The organism is Aquimarina litoralis (assembly GCF_039523995.1).
Taxonomy (GTDB): Bacteria; Bacteroidota; Bacteroidia; order Flavobacteriales; family Flavobacteriaceae; genus Aquimarina; species Aquimarina litoralis.
Genome location: NZ_BAAAGE010000002.1, coordinates 785,357 through 810,142, shown reverse-complemented (window position 1 = coordinate 810,142; position 24,786 = coordinate 785,357). Strand labels below are relative to the sequence as shown.

Sequence of the window (24,786 nt, the reverse complement as noted above, 5' to 3'; positions counted from 1 at the left end):
GACTATATTAATACGATTTCTACTAGAGTCTTGCATAACTATAATTGTTTAGAATAGAATCGCTTAAAAACAATGGGTCTTATTATCGTAAAGGAATTTTCTATTCTAGCAATAAAAACACACACATGAAAATAAATAATTCAGCAATACAATCTATTGCCAAAGAATATGGTACTCCATCTTATATTTATGATGGAGATCAATTAGTGAAAAATTATAAAAACCTCGTAAATGCATTACCAAACTTTGTAGATGTATTTTATGCATTAAAAGTAAATCCGAATGTTTCGCTTGTTCGATTATTAAGAAATCATGGAGCATGTACTGAGGTGTGCTCGATTACCGAAATGGAAATAGCACTAAAAGCAGGAGCTACACCAGAAGATATTATCTATTTAGGACCTTGTAAAAAGGACTATGAACTCAAAAGAGCAATATCGTTAAATATATTCGCTATTGTTGTAGAATCCGAAATCGAATTAGAAAGGGTTTCAAGTTTTGCAAAAGATTTAGGAGTAGTAGCTAATGTAGCTATTCGGATAAATCCAGACTTTTCTGCCGAAGGATCACCGTGGAAAATGGGAGGAAGACCTACGCATTTTGGAATTGAAGAACAACATGCCATACAATACTTTCGAGAGTATTTGAACACTCCAAATGTAAATGTGAAAGGAATTCACGTGTATAATGGAACTAATATTTTAGAAGCTTCTTCAGTATACGAAAACACAAAATACATCCTAGGATTATATGATAAAATTGTGCAGATGTATAACTGCAAATTTACTATGGTTGACGTGGGTGGAGGAATGGGTGTTCCGTATTTTAATAACCAGAAGGAACTAGATATTGAAGAATTTAAGGCATTGATGGTTCCGTTATTCTCTAAATTCAATCAAAAATATCCAGATACACGCATTATTATGGAATCTGGAAGATTTATAGCGGGAACAGCAGGCTATCTGGCTGTTACTGTAAATAATATAAAAGTAAATCATGGAAAAACATTTTTAGTTACGGATGGTGGTACGAACTGTCATTCTGCAGCAGCAGGTTCAGGACGTGTCGTGAAAAGAAATTTTCCAATGCAAAATATTTCAGCACCAAAGGATAGTACAAATAGGGTGGTATATCAAGTATCAGGACCCTTGTGTAGCCCAGATGATATCATTGGTAGAAATATGGAATTAAAAGAGGCAAAAGTTTCAGATGTTCTTTTGGTAGCATTTTCTGGGGCATATGGACCAAGTTCTTCTCCAGGACTTTTTCATAGTCATGGTTTTCCCTCAGAAGTACTCATGTATCAAAATAAATCATATTTGATTAGAGAAAGCGATACTACTTTGGATATCATGAATAAGCAAATAATGGTGGATGTCCAGCATCACGATGAATTAATTTTAAACTAGCTAAAAATGAATACAGACATAATTTTAGATACTATAAAAAATGGACTTATAGATAGTATACCTAATATTACAAAAGATCAAATTGTTATGGGTGCTCATCTTAAAAATGATCTAGGGATTGACTCATTATCATCTATGTTTTTTCTGACTTTTTTAGAAGATAATATTCAGGGGTTTGAAGTGAATGCAGATACTATAGAAGCCAAGCATTTTAATACGCTAAAATCAATATTTGAATATGTATTGAATGAAATGAAAATACCTGTTTCTGCTATTTAAAAGAAGATACAATTAATCACTTTTCATAGACTATCTTATATTATTAATTATTTATATATAGAGAACAATTAAGGCTTTTAGTATGATTAGATATTAGAAGCCTTGATTAATCTTCTTTCTTTATATAACATCACAAATCTTACAAAACAATGATACCAAAAATGCAAAATTTCTTGGAAGAATCAGTACGTCGGTTTCCGAACAAAGCTGCGGTAGTTACCGGGAAAGACATATATACTTTTTCTGATGTAGAGCATCAATCAGATTCATTAGCAATTTATCTTCAAAGTGTTGGGGTAAACAGAGGAGACAGAATTGTACTGCAATTAGGAAATACGATCGAAGCGGTTATTTCATTCTGGGCAGTTCTTAAAGTTGGAGCTATTGTTATTCCAGTTGGAACAGAATTGAAATCAAATAAGTTGGAATATATTTTAGATAATTCTGGTGCTATAGTTTTTATTTCAGCAAAAGACACCATCTTATTACACAAAAATATCATAGCGAAATCTAAACTTACTAAAGTTATTGTAACGGATATTGATGATCAACTCAAAGAAGATTTGTTTGTGGATTATTCCGATACGTTAAAGAGTCATCATTCGACATTAAAGTCTTCAGGTTTAATCAGTATAGATCTAGCTGCTATTATTTATACTTCTGGTTCTACAGGAGAACCTAAAGGTGTTATGCTATCACATGAAAACATGATCGCTGCTACAAATTCTTTAAATAGCTATCTTAATTATCAAAAACATGACAAAGTATTATGTGCGTTACCATTATCTTTTGATTACGGTCTATACCAGATGATCATGTGTATTTCTAAAGGAGCAACCTTGTTATTGGAAAAAGAATCTTCTTGGCCTATATTTTTGTTAAAGACTATTGAAAAAGAGAAGGCGACTATTTTGCCAGCAGTTCCAACTATGGTTATGTTGTTACATGAGCAAAGTAAGAAATACAACTTTGATCTTTCTAGTATTAGGGCAGTAACGAATACTGGAGCAGCATTGTTGCCAAGTAATATTCAGATGATAAAAAAGCTATTTGTTAAGGCAGATATATTCTCAATGTATGGCCTTACTGAGTGCAAAAGATGCACGTATTTACCTCCTAAAGAGATTGATGCAAAACCAAATAGCGTAGGAATTGCAATTCCTAATACTGAGTTATGGGTTGTAGACGAAAAAGGGAATAGAATTCTTACACCAAATACAGTAGGGCAATTGGTAATAAGAGGAGCAACCGTAATGCAGGGATATTGGAAGAAACCTGAGAAAACATCAGAAAAACTAAAACCAGGAATATATCCTGGTGAAAGAATATTATACACTGGAGATTATTGTTGTATTGATGAGAACGGATACCTGTATTTTAAGGGCAGAATGGATCACATGATCAACTCTAGAGGCATTAAAGTGAGTCCAAAAGAGGTTGAAGATTATCTAAATACAATCTCAGGTGTTCATTCGGCAGTAGTAACCGGAGTCCCTCATGAAGATTATGGAGAAGCGCTTTTTGCTTTTGTCGTGTTGGAAGAAGGTTCCTTAGTTTCTGAAAATGATATCTTAATTCAGAGTAAAGAAGGCCTAGAGATCTATAAGGTTCCAGAGTATCTTAAAATTATTAAATCAATACCTAAAACACCAAATGGCAAATTCAATGTAATCGAATTAAAAAACAGAGCATTGCAGCTTTTAAAAGAAGAGCATATTAATTCTTCGGTGATTTAATTATGGAATTAACATTTGACTTAGGAGGGTTAGCACTAAAGGCTAAGTCTTGGGGTAATTCTAATAACCCTCCGATTTTAGGTATTCATGGTTGGTTAGATAATGCAAATACTTTTGATAGTATAGCGCCATTAATTTCAACGGATAAATATTTTATTGCAATTGACATCGCTGGACATGGGTTATCAGATCATAGACCCGAAAATAGCTCATATTTCTTGTGGGATTACGCAAAAGATTTGCTTGGTGTCATCGATATTTTAGGAAGGAAAAAAATTTCAATTCTTGCGCATTCCATGGGTACAGGAATTGCTAGTATTATGGCTGGAGCAATGCCTGAACTTATAGATAAACTAATATTTATTGATGGCCTTGGTGCTCCATTTGTTTTAGAAGATAGCAATGTTGTGAACAATTTTAGACGGTCTATTAAACAACAAAAGATGGCCAAGAAGACCAAATTGTATGGTTTTTCTTCAATAGATGTACCACAGTTTGCTACAAAAGAAGCAGCCATTAAAGATAGGATGAAGAGTAATTTTGGAAATATTTCTTACCAATCTTCTACTTCTTTGATAGAACGCTCCTTGCAAAAAATATCTAATGGATATCGGTGGCGATATGATGCGCGTATCGCCTTACCTGAAATCTATAAAATGACAGAGCATCAAGCGCAACTTTTTATTGATGAAATTAATGCCGAAGTATTAATAATACTTGGGAAACAAGGACTTTTTGCCAAAGGGTTGTTTCATGAAAGATTGCAAAGATTCCAAAAGAAACAATTGCATTGGCTGCAAGGAGGACATCATCTACATTTAGAAGAACAGCATGAAGAAATCGCTGTTCTAATTAATCAATTTTTATAAATCAAAATACACATTAATCATGAAAAACGTTATACTAAAGTTTTTAGTACTACTATTCACAACTCATATTTTACAGGCTCAAGAATCGGAAAAAGAAAATAAAACAACTTTCGCAACAAAGATTATTCATAATAGTGTTGCTGGATTTTATCCGATCTTCTTCGGAAACTTCGAAACCAGTAAAAACTATGATATTACATTTTATACTATTTTTTGGACAAATCCTGCGTTTGGGAACTTAGAATCCGGAAGTGATTTATTGTTAGAAACATCTGTAGGATTGGGTTTTAAACTATTTGATAAATCATTATATATTAATCCTTCTTTCGGAATTACTAGCGGAAAGTTCTCTTCTAATAGTACAGGAACTAAGATTGCAGAAGGTGTTGTACCAAGCCTATATGTGAATTACCAAAAAAGGTTTCTGGATTTCGAGGGGTATATAGCTTATTATAAATCTATTCGCGAAGATGATAATATCATCACCAAAGATTATTTATTGAATTGGATGGCGCCAGGAATTAATGTGAGCAAGAGAGTTGTTTTGGGGGCTTTCTACGAGTCGTTCGGTATCACAAGACAAGAAGATGGAGATCCTTTGCTGGTTTATCAATGGTTAGGAGGATCTATTAAATTGAAGTTCGATAAAGGAATTGCTTTTAGAATATCTGCGGGAGCAACATTAAATACAGATGCGGGAACATCAGATGAGTTCTACAAAGTATCCGCTTTTATTCCTTTATAATGATAGGGGAGAATTAAATACACAGGGATATTGATATCTCTGTGTATTTAAGTAAGTTATATTTATCCGTGAATAGTTTCTTTTTTGCTTAAAGATTGCATGATCTCTGCTTCGAATTCTAATAAATCTTGCCATTTTTGATCCACTTCCTTACGATCACCATATTGTCGAGCAAAATTTAAAAACATAGTATAGTGATTCGCTTCACTTACCATAAGATCTCTGTAAAACTTTGCGAGTTCTTGATCTTCTAATTCTTCGGATAAGAGTTTAAAGCGTTCACAACTTCTTGCTTCTATAAGCGCTGCATATAGTAATCGATGCACTAATTGAGTAGTTCTGCTACCTCCTTTTGGGAAAAAAGTAACCAACTGAATTACATAATCATCCTTTCTATCTCTGCCTAAAGTCCATCCTCTAGCAATAATTTTATCATGAACCATTTTAAAATGGCTAATTTCTTCTTTTACCAACTTTGTCATTTCCTGAACTAGTTCTGTATATTCTGGAAAACTAACGATAAGTGATATTGCTGTAGAGGTTGCTTTTTGCTCACAATAAGCGTGATCAGTAAGTATTTCTTCAATATTCTTTTCTACGATATTTACCCATCTCGGATCCGTAGGAAGCTTCAAACCAAGCATATTATTTCTATTTAACTGTATAATTTTTTCTAGAGGACCAAGATACTGCTTTAAAATAGAGAAGTAATTAAAAGCCTGAATATTATTCATTCAGGCTTTTGATTGTATTAAAAAGTATTAATTCTTTTCTTTTTCTGAAGTAAGCTTTACAAGTTTTTCTTCTCCTTTTGTGATACCAGATTTAACTTTTTCCATTTTCTCTTCATACTTTTTTAATCGTTCCTCGGCTTTTGCTACTTTTTCCATTTTAGCAGTATATTCTTCTTCCGTAATTTCTCCTGCTTCTTTTTTGGCAAGCAAACGATCTTTTGTTTTTTGAATTTTATCCACACCTTTTACTTTGCGATCTTCAAGATTAGATAAACGATCTTTCTTGTTTTCAATTCTTGTTTGTACCGCATTGGCTTTTTCATTCTTAAACGAAGCACGTTTCTCTTTTAGTTCCTTTCTTTGTTCTTTAGTCGCTTCTTTATAAGCATCCATTTTTTCTTTAAGCTCTGGGTTTTCAGCTAAATATGCTTTTTTTTCTTCAGCTGTCATTCCCTTCATTTTTTCGCGATGCTCTCCTAAAATTTCTTTTCTACCTTCTTTCAGTTCCTTTTTAGCCTCTTTAATTTCTTGCTTTTTCTCCTTCATTTCTTCTTTCATCTCCTTCCGTTTCTCCTTCATCTCTTTGCGCTTTTCTTTCATTTCCTCTTTCTTTTGCATCTTCTTTTCTTTGAGGTCTTTAGCAGGTTTTTCAGCTTTTTGAGCATTGGTAATTCCAATGCAGCCAACTAATAATGCGATAAATATATATTTTGAAAATTTCATGGTGTTTTTTTATAGGTTATCTAATTCGTTTAAAGCACTTTCTAATTCTTCGGCCTCTTTTTCTAAAGACTCAAAATCTTTATCAATTTCAGTAGCTACAGCTTCAATTTCATTATTTAATTCTTCTGTTTTTTTTGCTTCTTCTTCCTGAGCTTTTTTGTCAGTGCAGGCCACCATAAAGAATGGGATTACCAAAAGGTATAAAAGATGTTTTTTCATAATTAAAATTATTTAGGTTAGTGTATTAAAGATACCCAATTTTTTAATTACGAATATAAATTTGAAAAGGGATATTTTAGATATCTAAATCAAAATCAGATCTTAATTTATCGATAAGAGGATTCTTTTCTCGAAGTTTGGCATATTTATCCTGTGGTGTGAAAGCATATTTTTTAGAAGCTTCTTCGTTTACATGGATATCAAGAGCAATACTATAATTATTTAGTTTTTTATATAGAAACTGAAACAATCCAGGTAGCGCGCTTTCCATATCGGCTTTCATGGAATGGTTTGGTAGTTCTAAATAAATCTTACCGTCATTCAATGTGGGTATATTCATCGCAAACATAGATCCAATGATACGCTCTCCTTTTTTATCTTGCATTTTACCGTATTCTTCCCAACATTTTTGCATTTGAGCTTCTGTAAAATCGTCGCTAGGTAGATTTTTAGGATCAACAATGGTATCTACTTTTTTCTCCTCGTGTTCTTTTTTCTTCTTAATGCTGCTTAGAGATAAACCAGAAGTTCCTCTTTGTCTTGGTTTTACTAGAGGTTTACTTTGGGATGTAGTATGACTAGTAACTTCTTTTGGTTCTGCAACCGCATTGTTCGTTGTAGTGTTATTTGAAGTATTAGCGATAGGTATTTCAGCTACTTCCTTTGTAATTGTTGGAGCAGGAGTATGATCTACATTAAGTAAAGATTGCTTTTCATCTGCTTTTTGTTTTTGTTCCTGTGAGATTTTTACAGGTTGAATGCCTTTTTCCTTGAAATAACTAGGAGGGATTATGTAAGGTTGGTCATTTTTTTTTTCTCCGTCTTTAGTAAGTACAGAGGCAAGTTGCATTAGGCAAAGTTCAACGAGTAATCGTTGATTTCGACTCGTTTTATATTTCAGATCACAATCATTTGCCAGTTCAATCCCTTTAATAAGAAACGGGTGAGGAGATTTCTGTGATTGCTCTAGATATTTAGTCTTGGTTTGCTCTCCAACTTCTAACAGGTTAATAGTTGCTTGATTTTTACAAACTAAGAGATCTCTAAAGTGAGAAGCGAGTCCAGCAATAAAATGATGTCCATCAAAACCTTTGGATAGAATTTCATTAAATTCTAGTAATAACTGCGGAATGTTATTTTCTAAAATTAGATCTGTAGTTCTAAAATAAGTTTCATAATCTAAAACATTCAGGTTCTCAGTAACCGCTTGGCGGGTTAGATTTTTACCACTAAAACTTACAACTCGATCAAATATAGATAGTGCATCTCGCATAGCACCATCCGCTTTTTGTGCTATAATCTGCAGAGCATCTTCCTCGGCTACAATACCTTCTTGTTCCGCAACCTGCATCAAATGTAGCTTTGCATCAGTAACCGTAATTCTTTTAAAATCAAAAATCTGGCACCTGGAAAGTATGGTAGGAATGATTTTATGCTTTTCGGTGGTAGCTAATATAAAAATAGCATGCTTGGGAGGTTCTTCTAACGTCTTAAGAAAAGCATTAAAAGCAGCTTGAGAAAGCATATGAACCTCATCGATAATATAAACCTTATAAGTTCCTACCTGAGGAGGTATTCTAACTTGATCAATTAGATTACGAATATCATCAACTGAGTTATTGGATGCAGCATCTAGCTCAAAAATATTAAAAGCGAAATCTTCATCAGGATTTTCATGTCCTTGTTGATTGATAGTTTTCGCTAATATTCTGGCGCAAGAAGTTTTACCAACACCTCGAGGACCCGTGAACAATAAAGCTTGCGCAAGATGATTATTCTCTATAGCATTCAGCAAAGTATTAGTAATAGCTTGTTGACCCACAACATCCTTAAACGTTTGGGGTCTGTATTTACGAGCTGATACTATAAAATGTTCCATTGCTACAAAGTTAAAAATAGATTGGAAATAAAGAATTGTACGATTTGGTTTTTATACTGAGTTATTAACATCTAAAAATATTGGTGGTTTCTGAATACTAGTATATAAATTATACTATTTTTGCGGAAAGCAGATCACCTTATCGCCGTGTGCCGAACTTAGTTTGGAACAAGGAGGAAAGTCCGGACACCATAGTGCAGCATAGCGGGTAACGCCCGTCCGTCGAGAGACGAGGACAAGTGCAGCAGAAAGAATGTACAGGTAATGCTGTAGTGAAATCAGGTAAACTCTATGCGGTGCAACGCCATGTATACCAACGCTTAAGGGTTGCACGCCCAATGTTGGAGGGTAGGCGGTTGGATTCTAAAAGTAATTTTAGAACTAGATAAATGATAAGGATCTCATTTAGGTGAGTTACAGAATCCGGCTTATGATCTGCTTTTTTATTCTTTATTTGGGCATACTGTTTGATGATTATTGATAAACAGATCAGACCATGCTAAAAAAACTCTTGATAGTACTTTTTCTATATATTTCGAATAGCGCTTTAGCTCAACAAAATCAAATAACAACTAATGATTTTTTGGGTGATTGGAGTATGAAAAAATCCAATGAACACTTTCCAGATATTTATCTAAATAAGTTAAATAATATTACTAATTATAAAGGACATGGTGTTAGTTTTTTCATAGGTAAATACACTGGTAAAAGAAGAATTAAGATTTTTACTTCAAAAAACCTTCCAAGACGATGCGGAAATGATAACAGACCATATTTTTCTAATGACTTCAAAAATCAGGATGTTTGGAAGTATGATTCTGATACGCAATTATTGATTGTCTTTGATTACAAGACTGATCAGGAGAAGAAGTTTAAAGTCAATAAAATAAGTTCAGAAGAATTAATATTAAATAGTATCGAATAAGATTTTACAACTCTTTTAACAATAAGCAATACTAATTTTCTTGTACATTGTGCAACATAAAGAAAATTGTATTTGTGAAATGCGCCATAAATATAGATCACTAATTCGATTCTACAATCATTGGCGAATTCCATCTAACCTACTTTAAAAATAGAATACATAGATGAATATTGCTATTGTTTGTTACCCAACATTTGGTGGTAGTGGAGTAGTTGCCACTGAATTAGGAATTGCCCTCGCAAAGTTAAACCATCAAGTGCACTTTGTTACCTATAAGCAGCCAGTTAGATTGGAATTATTAAATCCCAATATTCATTTTCATGAGGTAACTGTTCCAGAATATCCGCTCTTTCATTATCAACCTTATGAATTAGCACTTTCTAGTAAACTTGTTAATACAGTTAAAAAGTACAATATAGAATTATTACATGTACACTATGCAATTCCACATGCGTATGCAGGCTACATGGCTAAAGAGATTTTAGAAGAAGAAGGAATACATATTCCAATGGTAACTACCCTGCATGGTACTGATATCACACTTGTGGGGAATCATCCTTTTTACAAACCAGCGGTAACTTTTAGTATTAATAATAGTGATATAGTAACTTCGGTTTCAGCTAGTTTAAAAGAAGATACTTTAAGACTTTTTGATATTAAGAAAAAGATTGAAGTAGTTCCGAACTTTATTGACGCAAGTATTCGTAAAACTGATTTTACCGATTGCCAAAGAGAATTAATGGCAACACCTGAAGAAAGAATAGTAACGCATATCAGTAATTTTAGACCTGTTAAAAGAATAATGGATATTGTAGATATATTCTATAATGTTCAGAAAGAAATTCCTGCTAAATTATTAATGGTAGGAGATGGACCAGAACGTGAAGCTGCTGAAAAGAAGTGTAAGGATCTTGGAATTAAGGAAAAAGTTATCTTTTTAGGAAATAGTAATGAGATAGATAAAATTTTGTGTTTTTCGGATTTGTTTTTACTTCCTTCAGAAAGAGAGAGCTTTGGTTTAGCAGCTCTAGAAGCAATGGTTAATAAAGTGCCTGTTATATCTAGTAATGCTGGTGGAATTCCTGAGGTAAATGAAGATGGTGTGTCTGGTTATTTAAGTGATGTTGGTAATGTAAAAGAAATGTCTACCAATGCTATTCGTATTCTTAAAGATGATAATACTCTAGCAAAGTTTAAAGAAGGTGCATTTCAACAGGCGCTTAAGTTCGATATTGATAATATCGTTCCTATATATGTGGAGTTATATGAGAATGCATTAGCAACTGTATAACAAAGCACCATTGTCCATGACAACAGTGCTTTACAACTAAACAAAAATCAAATCAATTGATCTTTTATTATTAAAAAGTATATCTAGCGGCAATACCAATATTTACTCCAAAGTTATCTACGTCATTTACTCCTGCAGAATTTTCGATGTTATGAATATCATAGGTAGGACGTATACTGAAAGCTACTTGCAACGGAAAATCAAAGCGATAATCTACTCCAAAATCAGCACCTACATATGGAAAGAATTCACTATCTCTATTACTAGATATTCCTATACCAAAAAAACTAGTTTTGAAGTCTATATATCCGGCTCCAATCCCAGGTCCTGCAAACCAGTTTAGGTTATCCCAGATATTATAACTCCAGTGAAAATATCCACCACCTCTGTAGGTATTGATAAAAGCATTTGTTCTCCAGCTTAGATTTAAGTCGATTCTATTGTGTTCACCAAATAATTGTCTTTGGTAAGTGATTTCAGGACCAAATCCTTCATCTCCAACTACACCTTCTGATAATCGAATACCTATAGCATTTTTTGGAATATCCTGTGCGTGTGTAGAAAATGTAGTTAGAATTAAGAATGTAACAAAAAATAATTTTTTCATGATTATAAGGTTTTTTTAAAATTTATCTTTTGTATCTATAAGAATTAAAAGGTTAACATTTTAAAATAAAAAAATAACCCTTGAGCAATAATGCTCAAGGGTTATTTTCTTTGTAAGTATCTTATTTTCTAAAACTTATATCGTGCGCTAAGTCCTAAATTAAATATAATATCATCGTTATTATAGTCATCAAAATATATCTCCGGTCTGAAATCAATAGAAATAAGCAACGGAAAGTCAAAATGATATTCCACTCCTACATCGCCTGTTACAAAACCAAAAGTTTCTAAATCATCTCTATTATCAAGATCGTTATCAAAATCGACTAATCCACCACCAATTCCAGGACCTACATACCAATTAAGACCACCATCAATATTGAATACCCAATGATACATTCCTGTAAGCTTTAAAGCATTAAATCGGTTTCTTCCTTGAACACCAAGATTTAGTTCAATTCTGGAATCAGAGTTTAATCCCGCTTGGTAAGAAGCTTCAGCCCAAAAGCCGTCACTTTCACTTAATCGTAAACCAAGTGCATGCTCTGGAACGTCTTGAGCTTTTGCCGTGAAAATAGAAGCTACTACTACTATAAAAGATATAAAAATACGCTTCGTCATTATGAATTTGTTTTTTGTTAATATGCCATATAACGTTAGATACATCATTTTAATGTAAGAACATTGCTTAAGATTTTGTTAATTTAAGTTTTAATTTAAGATAGTAGAATGAACTATACCTTCTGAAGTTTCATATCGGTACTTTCAAATATTTTATCTGCAGAATTGGCAATAAAACCAGTAAACAATTTTCCATTATCTTGTTTATATCTAAATGCGAACTCATAATAACAAGAGGTTACTTCTCTGATTCCTTCTACAAACTCCATTTCAATTTTATCAGCGAGAATACTAGATTGTTCTAAAAACTGTTCAGGAGTACCTTTGATTTCGCCACCAGAAGTGTTCATTGTAAAACCATTGTCCTTCAAAAACTCATTTAAAAGATGAAGATTTTCAAAGTTAGTTAGCTTATTTACATCTACCGTGAAATGGTTAGAGCAGAATCCATTTACATACATCCAAGCCGCATATTCAGATTCTTCTTGTAAAGATTGATATATTTCGTAAGAAGGAGTTTCCCATATTCGTCCTTTTAATATAAGATCGTCTTTATCAAAAACAGTTTGCTCACAAGCATCTAGAATATTTTTTACGTTTGATTGTAGTTCTTCGGAAAATTGGGAGGTTAGTAATTGACTTATAAAAATCTTTGGAGCATCGGAGTCTTCAGGGTTTTCATAATGTTTTGCATATAGCTTTTTAGCTTCAAAATGATACTCTCCCATTTCTGTATATCCCATTGACAAAAAAGGTTTTGCAATTACCTCTATATTAGTTCTGGGATCATCAAAAGTTCTAATAGCAATATGATCATTATATACCGTTGTTTCATTTTCCCTTTCTAATAATGATTTAACCTTATATGCCGAAGGTGTTTTATTAGCATACTGTTCCCATAGTGCTGAGAAAAAAAGTGTAGAATTCATTTTTTATCTATTTGTTTTTGGTGTAAAAGTACTACATTTGACTAGTATTATTAATGATATACACATATTTAACTGTTTATTGATTTTTTTTATGTCAAATTGATTTTGCTTACAGAAAGGATTCTTTGTTTAAGTATAGATCTTTTAAAATTCAATTGTTTATGAGTCATTTTGATTACATAGATCAGCAGATTTTGCTGCAGATACGGAAAGATGCGAGGAAACCATTTTCACAAATTGCTGAAGAATTAAAAATTTCTAATTCTTTAGTGCATCAAAGAATTAGAAAATTAAAGGAAAATGAGGTTATAGATAAAGCTGAATTTGTTATTGATGAAAAACGAATTGGCTATAAAACAAAGTCATATGTAGGTATTCGACTCAAAGAAGCTAGATATGCAAAGTCTGTAGTAGATGATCTTGCTAAAATTCCGGAGATATTAGAATGTAATTATGTTTCTGGTAATTATGCTCTTTTTATTTTGATCTTTGCTTATGATAATCATCATCTTAGAAATATCTTGTATGAGCAAGTACATCAAATCGATGGGGTAGCAGGCACCGATAGTTTTATTTGTTTCGATACAAATTTTAAAAGACAAATCACACTAGATTCATTGGTAAAGGGACAAAGTATATGATACCAGAAAAAGATCTAAATGCCTTAAAAACTCAATTAGAGGGAGACTTAGCATTTGATACGCTTACGAAATCATTATATGCTACAGATGCTTCTGTATATAGGAGAATTCCAACCGCAGTCGCTTTTCCCAAAAATATTGGGGATTTAAAGAAGATTATAGCTTTTGCTAATAAAAATGAATGTGGTTTAATTCCTAGAACAGCAGGAACTTCTTTGGCAGGTCAATGTGTGGGAGACGGAATTGTGGTGGATGTTTCTAAACATTTTACAGAAATAATAGCAATAGATGAAGTAAAGAAGACAGTTACTGTACAACCAGGGGTCATTAGAGATGATCTCAATCGATTTTTAGAACCTTATGGTTTGTTTTTTGGTCCAAATACATCAACTTCTAATCGTTGTATGATTGGTGGTATGGTTGGGAATAACAGTAGCGGAACTACTTCCATTCAATATGGAGTAACAAGAGATAAGGTATTAGAATTACGAACATTATTATCCGATGGGAGTGAAGTTACTTTCTCTGATATCTCTAAAGAGGAGTTTCTTCATAAAACTAAAGAAAACACCTTAGAAGGCACTATTTATAAGGAATTATATAAAGAATTGTCATCATCTGAGGTGCAGAAACATATAGAGGAAAATTTTCCAAAGTCTGATATTCATAGGCGTAATACTGGGTATGCAATTGATGAATTGATTAAAACCAATGTTTTTTCCGAAGATCCTAAGGATTTTAATATGTGTAATTTGTTAGCGGGTAGTGAAGGAACACTAACTTTTACTACACAAGTAACCTTGCAATTGGATGCATTACCGCCGAAGGAATCTTTAATGATTGCTTCGCATTTTCATTCGATAGAAGACTGTTTATTAGCAGTAGCTCCGGTAATGGAACATCCATTATTTACTTGCGAAATGATGGATAAAACCATACTGGATTGTACAAAGAATAATGTAGAGCAGCTTAAAAACCGTTTCTTTATAGAAGATGATCCGGAAGCTATCTTACTTTTGGAATTAAGAGCAAATGATTTAGATATCCTAGAAAAGCAAAAATCAGCACTTTTAGAAACCATTAAAGCTTCTAAATTATCATATGCAAATCCTATTTTATCTGGAAATGAAATAAATCAGGCTTTGGAATTAAGAAAAGCAGGATTAGGATTATTGGGAAACATCGTGGGTGATAAAAAAGCTGTTGCTTGTATAGAAGATACGGCTGTTGCTTTATCTGATTTAGCTAATTATATTTCGGAGTTTACAGAGTTGATGAAGAAATATGATCAGCAAGCTGTATACTATGCACATGCAGGAGCAGGAGAATTACATTTACGACCAATTTTAGATCTTAAAAAGAAGACAGATGTTGTACTTTTTAAAAAGATTACAGATGATGTAGCAACCTTGGTAAAAAAGTATAAAGGATCGATGAGCGGAGAACATGGTGATGGAATCGTTAGAGCTGGATATATTCCTTTTATGATTGGGGAAGAAAATTATCAAATATTAAAGAGAATTAAGAAAGTCTTTGATCCTAATCATATTTTTAATCCAGGAAAAATTGTGGACGCTTTTCCTATGGATGAACAGTTGCGCTATGAGATTGATAGAAAAGAACCAGAAATAGAAACCATATTAGATTTTACGGATTCTTTAGGTATTCTACGTGCTGCAGAAAAGTGTAATGGTAGTGGTGATTGCAGAAAATCAATAGAAGCTGGTGGTACGATGTGTCCTAGTTATAGAGCTACCAAAAATGAAAAGGATACTACAAGAGGAAGAGCCAACGCATTAAGAGAGGTATTAACTAACAATACAAAGGCTAATAAGTTTGATACAAAAGAGCTGAAGGAAGTCTTTGATTTATGTATTAGCTGTAAAGGATGTTCTTCAGAATGTCCTTCTAATGTAGATGTAGCTTCGTTAAAAGCAGAGTTTGAGTATCAATATCAAAAAGCTAACGGCGTTTCTTTACGAACAAAATTGTTCGCATATAATAACCGATTAAATGATTTGGGAAGAATTGCTCCTGGAGTCACAAATTTCTTTTTTAAAAATAAACTAACTTCCGGAATTCTTAAATCTACCTTAGGAATTGCCAAAAAAAGAGAACTACCGCAGTTAAGTCGTAAATCTTTGAAAAAGTGGTGTCAGGAAAATTTAGCCTCTTTACAACCTCAAAGTCCCATAAAAACAATTTACTTTTTTGTAGATGAATTTACGAATCAGTTAGATGCTGATATAGGAATCGATGCTATAGAACTGCTAACAAATCTTGGATACGAAGTATTAATTACGGATCATAAGGAAAGTGGAAGAACATTTATTTCTAAAGGATTGTTAGAACAGGCGAAAGAACTGGCTAATGAAAACATCGATATTTTTAGTAACATAATTTCTGATACATCACCTTTGATTGGATTAGAGCCTTCTGCTATATTAACCTTTAGAGATGAATATTTAAAATTGGCAGATAAAAAGGAAGAAGCAAAACAGCTTTCTAAACAAGTATTTCTAATAGATGAATTTCTAAAATCTGAAATTGAGTTAGGAAATATTTCTTCAGATCAATTTAGTAATGAGGAAAAAACAATAAAACTTCATGGTCATTGTCATCAGAAAGCATTATCTAATATTCAAACAACGTTTGTATATTTAAATCTTCCTAAAAACTTTAAAGTAACAATCATACCATCAGGTTGTTGTGGTATGGCAGGATCATTTGGATATGAAAAAGAACATTATGATGTAAGCATGCAGATTGGTGAACAAACCTTATTTCCTGCGATTCGAAAAGCTCCTGAAACCACTGTAATTGCAGCGGTTGGTACTAGTTGTAGACATCAAATCAAGGATGGAACAGAGCGAGTAGCCAAACATCCTATTAGTATTTTAAGAAATGCACTAGTTTAAAATTTGTCTTGTAAAATGCTTATTGACAGTATGTTTTAAAATTGTGAATATCTAATCCTAAAAATCATATAAAGAACTTTTTTTAAGATATATATTTGGCATCCTAAAAAAACGAAATATATGAGTGCTACTTGGTATGAATGTAAAGTAAAGTATAGAAAGATAAATGATTCTGGTGTACAGAAGGTTACTACAGAACCTTATTTGGTGGATGCAGTATCCTACACTGAGGCAGAAACAAGAATTAATGAAGAGATGTCGGCCTATGTAAGTGAAGAATTCATTATCACCAATATTAAGGTTGCGAATTTTGCAGAAATACACCCTTTTGAAAATTCGGATCGTTGGTTTAAATCTAAAGTTTCTTTGATTGCTTATGACGAAGAAAGTGGTAAAGAAAGAAAAACAAATATGTACTTATTAGTACAAGCCAATGATGTAAAGGAAGCGTTTGATAATACCAATAGTGTTATGAAAGGAACAATGGGAGATTACACTATCCCTGCAATTGCTGAATCTCCGATTATGGATGTATTTCCATATTTTACAGGAGAAGAAGAGCAGTTAGAAAGATTTAAAGCACTTAGAGATTCTATTCAAACGGTAGAAGAAGTAGAAATAGATGATAGTGTTCCTGCAGCTCCCGGTTTTATAGGAGAAGAAGAAGAGTAATATCTTTATAAATGGATAAGCTTCTTATCCTAATTAATAAGTTAAAAGTTTTTGTATTGTGCATTAAACAGCACATGTACAAAAACTTTTTTGTGTTTAAAGGGTAACAAATTTTTTTGTTGTTGATATAGTGGTATAAAACCTAAAAACTTAAGACAATGAAAAATTTAATTTTAAACAATTTGTTAGTATTTCTAAGTATAACTGCAATTATTGGTTGTACTAAGGATGAAGAAGTTATTGATCCAGCCGTATTAGAAGCACAAGAATTAAGAGAGCAAAGACAATTATTAAAAGAATCAGTAGCATTCTTAATAAACACAGACTCTATTTTGGCAGAAAGAAAAATCGAAACAGTGGAAGTGGTACCTTTTGATAGTGATTACAAAGCTTTAGACTCTTATGATGTAGATGGAAAAAGTTTTGTAGATGATGGAGAAGGATTCGACGCAGAGAAAGGAGATGGTATTTACACAGCAAAGTTAATTTCTGATCAAACGGATATTTTAGAAGCTAAATTAGCTATTAATGATGAATTTAAATATGGCGATAGATTAGATGGTTTATTAGAAACAAGAAAGTTAAAGATTAAGATAAAAGTAAAATGTCGTGCGACTTCTAAACAAGAAGGAGAAAGCTTATTTGGATTTTCATGCGAGAAGTGGGGTGGATGTGTAGAATTCGAAGATTGTAAAGTTGAAGTAGAAATAGAATTATAAAGTATCGTTTAATTCTGGTTAGTTAGTTTGATCAACCTTAGAGGTATCTTGCTTTTAGGGTTGATTTTTTTTTTAAATATTTCGGTAACTATTTTTTTATTTAAGCGTCATATATGTAACAATAATAAAACAACCACAATCAATCAAAATATCGATCACATGAAATCATTCAGAAAAATTAAAATTCTATCAACCTTGGGATTATGTCTACTGCTTACATATTCCATTAACGCTCAGAACATAGAAAAGCAGTTAGATGATATCGTTTCTTCTATGTATTCTGCAGAGGAACCAGGTATCTCCATTCTGGCAGCCAAAGATGGGAAAGTTATCTATCGTAAAGCTTTTGGAAAAGCAAATCTAGAATTGGATGTTCCCTTAAAACCAGAAAATGTATTCGAAATAGGTTCTATTACAAAGCAGTTTACTGCCGTTGCTATTCTGATGCTGGAGGAGCAAGGGAAATTGAAAATTGAAGATGAGATTACAAAGTACATACCTGATTATCCGACCAAAGGAAAAAAAATAACCATTCATCATCTATTAAATCATACTTCAGGAATTAAAAGTTATACTGGAATGGCGAATTTTATGGAATTGACCAGACAAGATATGACACCAACGGAATTGATCGATGTATTTAAAAATGAACCTATGGATTTTAATCCAGGAGAAGAGTTTAGATACAATAATTCGGGATATATTTTATTAGGACACATCATAGAGGTAATTACAAAAGACACCTATGAAAATTTTATAGAAAAAAACATTTTTGATAAAGTTGGTATGAAAGATTCTTACTACGGTAAAATGAGTCAAGTAATAAAGAATAGAGCTTCAGGATATAAACAAGACAAAGGTTCTTATTTAAATGCAGATTATCTTAGTTTAACCTTACCATATGCTGCGGGATCTTTAATGTCTACAGTAGATGATCTATTAAAATGGCAAAATGCGATTAGTGCAAATACATTGATCAAAAGAACGAGTTTAGAAAAAGCAATTTATGGTTCTAAACTTAATAATGGAGATGACATTAATTACGGATATGGTTGGGGAAAAACAAATATACAAGGCGCTAAAGGATATGCGCATAGCGGAGGTATTTTTGGTTATACAACAAATGGGATCTTTTTAGAAGAAGAAAATGTATATGTTATAGGGCTTACCAATTGTAGTTGTAAAAATGTAGGAGAGATTACTACCAAAGTTGCAGCTACGGTAATAGGAAAACCTATTCCAGATAAAAAAGATGCTATTTCATTACCTGAAAAAGAATTAAAAAAATGGGTAGGAGCGTATGAGTTTGATGGAGGTGTTATACGTCATATTCAGTTAAAAGATGGTAAGCTATTTAGTCTTAGAGAAGGAGGACCGACACAAGAATTTGAAATTTATCCAATGAAAGACGGATCTTTTATTTTCGATGATGGTACCATTTCGTATAATTTTTCGATGACTAAAGATGGTAAAAGACAAGCTATTTTTAAAACATCAGATGAAAGTTTACTAGGTAAAGGTATCGATAAAGCACCTCCTGCGGCAAGAAAAGAAATTTCGGTAGGTTTAGATGTTTTAAAAACATACATCGGCACCTATGAATTACAACCTAATTTCTTGATTGATATTACGGTAGAAGGGAATTCAATATTCGCTACAGCTACAGGACAACCTACATTTGAAATTTTTGCAGAATCAGAAACTAAATTTTTTCTAAAAGTTGTACCAGCAGAAATTACATTTAATAAAGATAAAGAAGGAAAAGTAGAAAGTTTAACCTTGAATCAAGGAGGCAGAAAAATGCCAGCAAAAAAAGTGAAATAATTGTATGGGAGTTTCACAAGTGATAAAAGTTCTTTATTACTAAGAACACAATGTCATTTTAGATTAATTAATGGAAAAGCGGAATTGAAATAATAAGTTTTCAATTCCGCTTTATTGGTTGTAATTAAGTCTGTAAAAACTTAATTCTGATATAAATAGTTGGTTTAATTTATTAATTGTTTAAAGGAGTATCAAGTTTAATCATGTATAGAGAGCTGGCATCTATAGTTGGAGTTTCTCCAGGAAGGATTTTTTGTTCTATGATACCATTATCATCTTCGTCTGTAACTGCAAAATCATCATCATTTATGCAGCCTAATGTATGGTTATCAATAAGCCAAATCCCTTCCAACTTATCGTGTGGGTATCCAGTCTTTTGAACCAAATCAGCAACCAATGTTTTGGTTACAGGAACAATTCCAGTATTCTCGATTTCGGACCAGGTAGATTCTTCCAAAGTTTTTCCATTAAGTAATAAACCAAATTCATCTTCATCATTTGCCGAACTTACATCTGTAGCGCCAGAAATATCGATTTTATACAAATGCTTTTGTACAGGTCCTTCACCAGAAAATTTACCATCTCTTTCGATAACAAGAAATTCTGTAGACGATAATCCAACGATTTCTGAATTTGATAAATTCGTATTCTCTTGTCTATATAGATATTGTTTGGTTTTTCCGGTTCGTAAATCAAATAGTAAAATTCTAGTAAGATCTGTTTGTATACGTTCTGGATTATACATAGTAGATTGCATAATCCCTACTAATGTTCTTTGATCAGGAGTGATTCCTAATCCTTCCATTCCTCTATTAGGTCTACGTTTTGCAAATACAGCAGGTATTTTTCTACCGCCGTTACCTTCATTTATACCGTATGGAGAAATACGTTCTAATTCTACTCCATTAGCAGAATAATGAACAATATGAGGGCCATATTCATCAGATACCCAAAAGCTGCCATCATGTAGTGCTACTAAACCTTCAGCATCTAAACCAAAATCATCAAAAGGTAATTGATTTCCATCAATGTCATAAGGGATTTCACCGGTAGCACCTTTACCTTCAGGATTCGGAATTCCAGAAATTGGGTTGCCATTAGGATCTTTTAGAAGAATTTCTTTTTTTAAAACGATTTCACCATCATTGGTAACGGAAAATAATCCAATTCTTGGAGTGTAGTCTGAAACTGGAAACTTTTTTCCATCAAGAAAATCAGTATTTGGTCCTCTATCGGTAATAGCATAAAATTCTCCCTTTCTTCTGGGATGAGCCGTTGCAGCAGAACCATAACCTCCATTCCTAATTTCTACATCTTCTTGAGTGGTCGTTAATACTTCGAATGGTAGTTCATATTGTATATTTTCTTCCAAGACCAATTGAGGAGGAACAGAAATAGGGCCACCAGAATAATCATCTAAGTACTGACAGGATACAAAAAGAGTTAGCACTGAATATAGCAGCGCGGTTTTAAGAGTTTTCATAAGTTTTAAGTTTAGTTATGTAATCAAGAAATTGTGTGAATTCTATAATTAAGTGTTAGTACTTTTTTTCAAGGAATGAATTCAAGAAAAATGAAGGTTGTAATCCTTCCAGATCAATAGCAACATTATCAATCTCTTCATTTGACTCTTCGATATAGGCCTCTAATTGTAGTTGTTGGTAATGAACAAGTTTCCATTCTTTATCGTGGTATTCAAGTGAGGTAAGATTTTCTATCCAATCTCCAGAATTTAAATAAAGGCATGATCCGTTCTTATCTTTATAGGTTCTCATTTGAGGTTGATGAATATGCCCACAAACTACATATGAATATTTATTCTGGATAGCTAATTCTGCCGCTACTTCTTCAAAATCATTGATATACTTGACTGCTTTTTTTACACTGTTTTTTATTTTTTTGGAAAGAGAAAATTTTTCTTTTCCCAGGCGTATTAAAAACCAATTGATGCATTGGTTTAATAATATTAGCATATCATATCCCCATCCTCCTAATTTTGCTAACCATTTTGCATTTTGAATAGAAGCATCAAAAATGTCTCCATGAAAGAACCAAGCTTTCTTACCATCTAGTTCCAATACTAATTTGTCTACCAATTTAAAGTTACCCATAATGGTATCACTAAATTTTCGCAACATTTCATCATGGTTGCCAGTAATGTATACTACTTCGGTGCCCTTAGAAGCGAGGGTTATAATTTTCTTTAAAATTTTTAGATGAGGTTTAGGGAAGTATCGTTTTCTAAATTGCCAAATATCTACAATGTCTCCATTAAGAATTAATACCTTAGGTTTAATACTATTTAGGTAGTTCAGTAATTCTTTTGCGTGACATCCAAAAGTTCCTAGATGAACGTCAGAGATAACAACGAGGTCTACAGTACGTTTTTTCATAAAAATGACTTACTACTACAAATAAACTATGAAATGGTTAAAAAATAATTAACCGATTATGAGCATATTGTTATCTGTTCTTGAACATTTTACGTCATTATTACCAAAACATTAAACAGATATTATTATCAAAAAGTTGTAAACAACTAAAAACATAATGAATTGATACTTTTTTGATCAATTCATTAAAAAAGACATTATTTCATTGCGGATAATATTTCTATATACTTTCTTAACAATGCTTCAATTGGTTTGTTTTGCTTTTTTCTTATCACAAAGTATCTATAAATTCGTCAACCAAATCTTAACAGTATTCTTACTGAAATGATTTAGATTTCTTTACACTAATACAGATACACTATGCTCATTTTTTCAAGAAAAATTTATGTTTATCGAGTGATGATTTTTAGCATGATCTTTTTGTTGTCATCTTGTAATTCTGAAGTATCTAATACAGAAGGAAATAGTGAAACAGAGGATCCGATTGAGGCTAAAATAGACAGTATTGTATCTAAAATGTCACTGGGAGAGAAAATAGGTCAAACTGCGCAAAGAGGAAAATCCAGTAGAGTTAAAGAATTACCAAAGGATTTAAAAGATGCTGTTCGAAAAGGACAAATAGGTTCTTTTCTGAATATCATGAATAAAGAAGATGCAAAAGAATTACAACGAATAGCCGTAGAAGAAAGCCCTAGTAAGATACCATTAATTTTTGCACGAGATGTAATTCATGGTTTCAAAACAATTTTCCCCGTTCCGCTAGGGCAGGCGGCTTCGTTTAATCCTAATCTGGTTCAGGAAGGTTCTAGAATTGCAGCAGTAGAAGCTAGTACTTATGGCATAAGATGGACTTTTGCACCTATGTTAGATATTTCAAGAGATCCGAGATGGGGTAGAATAGCAGAGTCTGCCGGAGAAGATCCATATTTAACAAGTGAAATGGCAAAAGCTTATATAAAAGGGTTTCAGGGAGATGATTTATCATCTCCGACAAGTATGGCAGCTTGTGTCAAACATTTTATTGGATATGGAGCTGCAGAAGGAGGAAGGGATTATAATACCGCGAATATCAATGATAATTTATTGCATAATGTTTATTTAAAACCTTTTAAATCTGCAGTAGATGCTGGTTCTGCCACTTTTATGACAAGTTTCAATGATCTCAACGGGATCCCAGCTTCCGCAAATTCTTATGTCTTAAAAGATATTTTAAGAGAACAATGGGGATTCGACGGTTTTGTAGTAAGTGATTGGAACTCTATTAAAGAAATGGTGAATCATGGATTTGCCAAAGATCAGAAAGAAGCAGCAGAAAAAGCAATAAATGCAATGCTAGATATGGAGATGACCAGTACTGCTTATCAAGATCATCTTAAGGAGTTAATACAAGAAGGAAAATTTTCTGAAAAAGAATTAGATGTAATTGTAAAAAACATTCTTCGAATTAAATTTAGATTAGGATTGTTTGATAATCCATATTTTGATCCAAATGATACGGTTTTGTATGCTAAAAAGCATTTAGAATCTGCACAAAAAGCAGCAGAAGAAAGTACTGTATTGTTAAAGAACAATAATCAGGTATTACCCATAAATTCTAAACAAAAAATTGCAATTATAGGTCCTTTGGCGGATGCTCCTCATGAACAGTTGGGTACATGGACATTTGACGGAGAAAAAGAGCATACTATTACTCCTTTAAACGCTTTTGAAGATGATAATCAATACACAATAGCGTATACTAATGGATTATCGTACAGTAGAGATAGATCCACCAAAAATTTTCAAAAGGCAGTTTCTATAGCAAAATCATCTAATGTGATCTTATTTTTCGCGGGAGAAGAAGCTATTCTATCTGGGGAAGCACATAGTAGAGCAAAAATCAATCTGCCAGGAGCACAAGAAGCATTAATAGATGAACTACACAAAACAGGAAAGCCAATTGTATTAATATTAATGGCAGGAAGACCAATAACCTTAGAAAATGTAAAAGACAAAGTAGATGCGATTCTTATGGCATGGCACCCAGGAACAATGGGAGGACCAGCTTTAAAAAATATTATAACAGGAGTAGTCTCTCCTTCAGGAAAATTACCCGTTACATGGCCAAAAGAAGTAGGTCAAATACCTATACATTACAATCATAAAAACACAGGAAGACCGGTAATTCCAGAAGAGTTCGTACAAATGGATTCTATTCCTATCGGTGCTTGGCAAAGCTCATTAGGAAATACCTCTCATTATTTGGATGCTGGATTTTTACCAGAATATCCTTTTGGTTATGGATTGAGTTACAGTCTTTTTACCTATTCTAATATTTCTATTTCTAATAATACTCCAAAAATAGGAGATACAATCACGGTAAAAGTAACCGTAAAGAATGAAGGAAACAGAATCACCAAAGAAACTGTACAACTATATTTCAGTGATATGGTAGGTAGTATCACAAGACCTGTAAAAGAACTACTTCGATTTCAGAAAATAACATTGGGTCCAGGAGAATCCAAAGAAGTATCTTTCACATTTGCTACCGATGATCTAGCTTTTTATGGGCCTGACAAAACATGGATTACGGAACCTGGTGATTTCAAACTTTGGGTAGCAAAGGATGCTTCAGATGAAAGTAATGTTTTAGAATTTACCATAGAATAATTATC

Annotated in this window: 22 protein-coding genes and 1 other RNA gene; 14 read left to right on the top strand and 9 right to left on the bottom strand. The window is 32.7% G+C overall.

The window, feature by feature from the left end; all coding sequences use genetic code 11:
- The first annotated feature begins 44 nt into the window (after window positions 1-44).
- The 5 genes from lysA to ABD077_RS12530 all read left to right on the top strand — a co-directional run bounded on the left by lysA (window position 45) and on the right by ABD077_RS12530 (window position 5,038).
- On the top strand, window positions 45-1,409 hold the full coding sequence (gene lysA, locus ABD077_RS12550; RefSeq protein WP_343912648.1) for a diaminopimelate decarboxylase: 1,365 nt from the start codon (window positions 45-47) through the stop codon (window positions 1,407-1,409).
- A 6-nt stretch (window positions 1,410-1,415) separates the two neighbouring features.
- Window positions 1,416-1,688, top strand: a complete 273-nt coding sequence (locus tag ABD077_RS12545) for an acyl carrier protein (protein ID WP_343912647.1) — start codon at window positions 1,416-1,418, stop codon at window positions 1,686-1,688.
- 161 nt (window positions 1,689-1,849) lie between these two features.
- Window positions 1,850-3,424, top strand: a complete 1,575-nt coding sequence (locus tag ABD077_RS12540) for a class I adenylate-forming enzyme family protein (protein ID WP_343912646.1) — start codon at window positions 1,850-1,852, stop codon at window positions 3,422-3,424.
- Between the two features lie 2 nt (window positions 3,425-3,426).
- Window positions 3,427-4,293 (top strand): alpha/beta fold hydrolase, encoded by an 867-nt coding sequence (locus ABD077_RS12535; protein WP_343912645.1) that lies wholly within the window; start codon window positions 3,427-3,429, stop codon window positions 4,291-4,293.
- A gap of 19 nt (window positions 4,294-4,312) precedes the next feature.
- Window positions 4,313-5,038 carry a DUF6733 family protein gene (locus ABD077_RS12530; RefSeq protein WP_343912644.1) on the top strand — a complete coding sequence of 242 codons (726 nt, stop codon included), beginning with the start codon at window positions 4,313-4,315 and terminating at the stop codon, window positions 5,036-5,038.
- A 62-nt stretch (window positions 5,039-5,100) separates the two neighbouring features.
- On the opposite strand, the gene ABD077_RS12525 is transcribed toward ABD077_RS12530, so the two are convergent.
- From ABD077_RS12525 to ABD077_RS12510, 4 genes are all read right to left on the bottom strand, one after another.
- Entirely contained in the window at window positions 5,101-5,682 is a 582-nt protein-coding gene (locus tag ABD077_RS12525; RefSeq protein ID WP_299602585.1) for a MiaE family protein, read from the bottom strand.
- 117 nt (window positions 5,683-5,799) lie between these two features.
- A complete protein-coding gene (locus ABD077_RS12520) occupies window positions 5,800-6,495 on the bottom strand; it encodes a hypothetical protein (protein ID WP_343912643.1) in 696 nt (231 codons plus the stop codon).
- 9 nt (window positions 6,496-6,504) lie between these two features.
- On the bottom strand, window positions 6,505-6,714 hold the full coding sequence (locus tag ABD077_RS12515; protein ID WP_343912642.1) for a hypothetical protein: 210 nt from the start codon (window positions 6,712-6,714) through the stop codon (window positions 6,505-6,507).
- A 76-nt stretch (window positions 6,715-6,790) separates the two neighbouring features.
- Window positions 6,791-8,593: a DNA polymerase III subunit gamma/tau gene (locus ABD077_RS12510; protein WP_343912641.1), complete on the bottom strand. Its 1,803-nt coding sequence runs from the start codon at window positions 8,591-8,593 to the stop codon at window positions 6,791-6,793.
- Between the two features lie 126 nt (window positions 8,594-8,719).
- On the opposite strand from ABD077_RS12510, the gene rnpB reads away from it, so the two are divergent.
- The 3 genes from rnpB to bshA all read left to right on the top strand — a co-directional run bounded on the left by rnpB (window position 8,720) and on the right by bshA (window position 10,809).
- Window positions 8,720-9,039, top strand: an RNA gene (gene rnpB / locus ABD077_RS12505) — RNase P RNA component class A.
- A gap of 50 nt (window positions 9,040-9,089) precedes the next feature.
- The gene (locus tag ABD077_RS12500) at window positions 9,090-9,518 is read left to right on the top strand and encodes a hypothetical protein (protein WP_343912640.1); all 429 of its coding nucleotides are present in this window, start codon (window positions 9,090-9,092) and stop codon (window positions 9,516-9,518) included.
- A 163-nt stretch (window positions 9,519-9,681) separates the two neighbouring features.
- Window positions 9,682-10,809, top strand: a complete 1,128-nt coding sequence (bshA, locus tag ABD077_RS12495) for an N-acetyl-alpha-D-glucosaminyl L-malate synthase BshA (RefSeq protein ID WP_343912639.1) — start codon at window positions 9,682-9,684, stop codon at window positions 10,807-10,809.
- Window positions 10,810-10,879: 70 nt separating this feature from the next.
- Here bshA and ABD077_RS12490 read toward each other — a convergent pair whose 3' ends face one another.
- The 3 genes from ABD077_RS12490 to ABD077_RS12480 form a co-directional block, all read right to left on the bottom strand.
- On the bottom strand, window positions 10,880-11,416 hold the full coding sequence (locus ABD077_RS12490; RefSeq protein ID WP_343912638.1) for a hypothetical protein: 537 nt from the start codon (window positions 11,414-11,416) through the stop codon (window positions 10,880-10,882).
- Between the two features lie 128 nt (window positions 11,417-11,544).
- Window positions 11,545-12,036 (bottom strand): hypothetical protein, encoded by a 492-nt coding sequence (locus tag ABD077_RS12485; protein WP_343912637.1) that lies wholly within the window; start codon window positions 12,034-12,036, stop codon window positions 11,545-11,547.
- 113 nt (window positions 12,037-12,149) lie between these two features.
- Window positions 12,150-12,965, bottom strand: a complete 816-nt coding sequence (locus ABD077_RS12480) for a DUF1338 domain-containing protein (protein ID WP_343912636.1) — start codon at window positions 12,963-12,965, stop codon at window positions 12,150-12,152.
- A gap of 161 nt (window positions 12,966-13,126) precedes the next feature.
- Between ABD077_RS12480 and ABD077_RS12475 the strand changes: the two genes are divergently transcribed.
- The 5 genes from ABD077_RS12475 to ABD077_RS12455 all read left to right on the top strand — a co-directional run bounded on the left by ABD077_RS12475 (window position 13,127) and on the right by ABD077_RS12455 (window position 19,739).
- On the top strand, window positions 13,127-13,606 hold the full coding sequence (locus ABD077_RS12475) for an Lrp/AsnC family transcriptional regulator (protein WP_343912635.1): 480 nt from the start codon (window positions 13,127-13,129) through the stop codon (window positions 13,604-13,606).
- A complete protein-coding gene (locus ABD077_RS12470) occupies window positions 13,603-16,524 on the top strand; it encodes an FAD-binding and (Fe-S)-binding domain-containing protein (protein WP_343912634.1) in 2,922 nt (973 codons plus the stop codon). Before ABD077_RS12475 ends, ABD077_RS12470 begins: the two co-directional genes overlap by 4 nt.
- A gap of 120 nt (window positions 16,525-16,644) precedes the next feature.
- Complete coding sequence (locus ABD077_RS12465) at window positions 16,645-17,196, top strand: DUF4494 domain-containing protein (protein WP_343912633.1); 552 nt, start codon at window positions 16,645-16,647, stop codon at window positions 17,194-17,196.
- Between the two features lie 158 nt (window positions 17,197-17,354).
- Entirely contained in the window at window positions 17,355-17,915 is a 561-nt protein-coding gene (locus ABD077_RS12460) for a hypothetical protein (protein ID WP_343912632.1), read from the top strand.
- 159 nt (window positions 17,916-18,074) lie between these two features.
- Window positions 18,075-19,739 (top strand): serine hydrolase, encoded by a 1,665-nt coding sequence (locus ABD077_RS12455; protein ID WP_343912631.1) that lies wholly within the window; start codon window positions 18,075-18,077, stop codon window positions 19,737-19,739.
- A 172-nt stretch (window positions 19,740-19,911) separates the two neighbouring features.
- Here the strand turns inward: ABD077_RS12455 and ABD077_RS12450 are convergent, their stop codons facing one another.
- Both ABD077_RS12450 and ABD077_RS12445 read right to left on the bottom strand, forming a co-directional pair.
- Complete coding sequence (locus ABD077_RS12450) at window positions 19,912-21,222, bottom strand: esterase-like activity of phytase family protein (RefSeq protein ID WP_343912630.1); 1,311 nt, start codon at window positions 21,220-21,222, stop codon at window positions 19,912-19,914.
- Between the two features lie 55 nt (window positions 21,223-21,277).
- Window positions 21,278-22,132, bottom strand: coding sequence for a UDP-2,3-diacylglucosamine diphosphatase (locus ABD077_RS12445; protein WP_343912629.1), 855 nt, complete (start codon window positions 22,130-22,132; stop codon window positions 21,278-21,280).
- Between the two features lie 360 nt (window positions 22,133-22,492).
- Between ABD077_RS12445 and bglX the strand changes: the two genes are divergently transcribed.
- Window positions 22,493-24,781, top strand: coding sequence for a beta-glucosidase BglX (gene bglX / locus ABD077_RS12440; protein ID WP_343912628.1), 2,289 nt, complete (start codon window positions 22,493-22,495; stop codon window positions 24,779-24,781).
- Window positions 24,782-24,786 lie beyond the last annotated feature (5 nt).

Excerpts from the sequence above, each read along its gene's own strand:
- ABD077_RS12545 (WP_343912647.1), top strand. The coding sequence starts at position 1,416 with ATGAATACAGACATAATTTTAGATACTATAAAAAATGGACTTATAGAT.
- ABD077_RS12540 (WP_343912646.1), top strand. The coding sequence starts at position 1,850 with ATGCAAAATTTCTTGGAAGAATCAGTACGTCGGTTTCCGAACAAAGCT.
- ABD077_RS12535 (WP_343912645.1), top strand. The coding sequence starts at position 3,427 with ATGGAATTAACATTTGACTTAGGAGGGTTAGCACTAAAGGCTAAGTCT.
- ABD077_RS12530 (WP_343912644.1), top strand. The coding sequence starts at position 4,313 with ATGAAAAACGTTATACTAAAGTTTTTAGTACTACTATTCACAACTCAT.
- ABD077_RS12525 (WP_299602585.1), bottom strand. The coding sequence starts at position 5,682 with ATGCTTGGTTTGAAGCTTCCTACGGATCCGAGATGGGTAAATATCGTA.
- ABD077_RS12520 (WP_343912643.1), bottom strand. The coding sequence starts at position 6,495 with ATGAAATTTTCAAAATATATATTTATCGCATTATTAGTTGGCTGCATT.
- ABD077_RS12515 (WP_343912642.1), bottom strand. The coding sequence starts at position 6,714 with ATGAAAAAACATCTTTTATACCTTTTGGTAATCCCATTCTTTATGGTG.
- ABD077_RS12510 (WP_343912641.1), bottom strand. The coding sequence starts at position 8,593 with ATGGAACATTTTATAGTATCAGCTCGTAAATACAGACCCCAAACGTTT.
- ABD077_RS12500 (WP_343912640.1), top strand. The coding sequence starts at position 9,090 with ATGCTAAAAAAACTCTTGATAGTACTTTTTCTATATATTTCGAATAGC.
- bshA (WP_343912639.1), top strand. The coding sequence starts at position 9,682 with ATGAATATTGCTATTGTTTGTTACCCAACATTTGGTGGTAGTGGAGTA.
- ABD077_RS12490 (WP_343912638.1), bottom strand. The coding sequence starts at position 11,416 with ATGAAAAAATTATTTTTTGTTACATTCTTAATTCTAACTACATTTTCT.
- ABD077_RS12485 (WP_343912637.1), bottom strand. The coding sequence starts at position 12,036 with ATGACGAAGCGTATTTTTATATCTTTTATAGTAGTAGTAGCTTCTATT.
- ABD077_RS12480 (WP_343912636.1), bottom strand. The coding sequence starts at position 12,965 with ATGAATTCTACACTTTTTTTCTCAGCACTATGGGAACAGTATGCTAAT.
- ABD077_RS12475 (WP_343912635.1), top strand. The coding sequence starts at position 13,127 with ATGAGTCATTTTGATTACATAGATCAGCAGATTTTGCTGCAGATACGG.
- ABD077_RS12470 (WP_343912634.1), top strand. The coding sequence starts at position 13,603 with ATGATACCAGAAAAAGATCTAAATGCCTTAAAAACTCAATTAGAGGGA.
- ABD077_RS12465 (WP_343912633.1), top strand. The coding sequence starts at position 16,645 with ATGAGTGCTACTTGGTATGAATGTAAAGTAAAGTATAGAAAGATAAAT.
- ABD077_RS12460 (WP_343912632.1), top strand. The coding sequence starts at position 17,355 with ATGAAAAATTTAATTTTAAACAATTTGTTAGTATTTCTAAGTATAACT.
- ABD077_RS12455 (WP_343912631.1), top strand. The coding sequence starts at position 18,075 with ATGAAATCATTCAGAAAAATTAAAATTCTATCAACCTTGGGATTATGT.
- ABD077_RS12450 (WP_343912630.1), bottom strand. The coding sequence starts at position 21,222 with ATGAAAACTCTTAAAACCGCGCTGCTATATTCAGTGCTAACTCTTTTT.
- ABD077_RS12445 (WP_343912629.1), bottom strand. The coding sequence starts at position 22,132 with ATGAAAAAACGTACTGTAGACCTCGTTGTTATCTCTGACGTTCATCTA.
- bglX (WP_343912628.1), top strand. The coding sequence starts at position 22,493 with ATGCTCATTTTTTCAAGAAAAATTTATGTTTATCGAGTGATGATTTTT.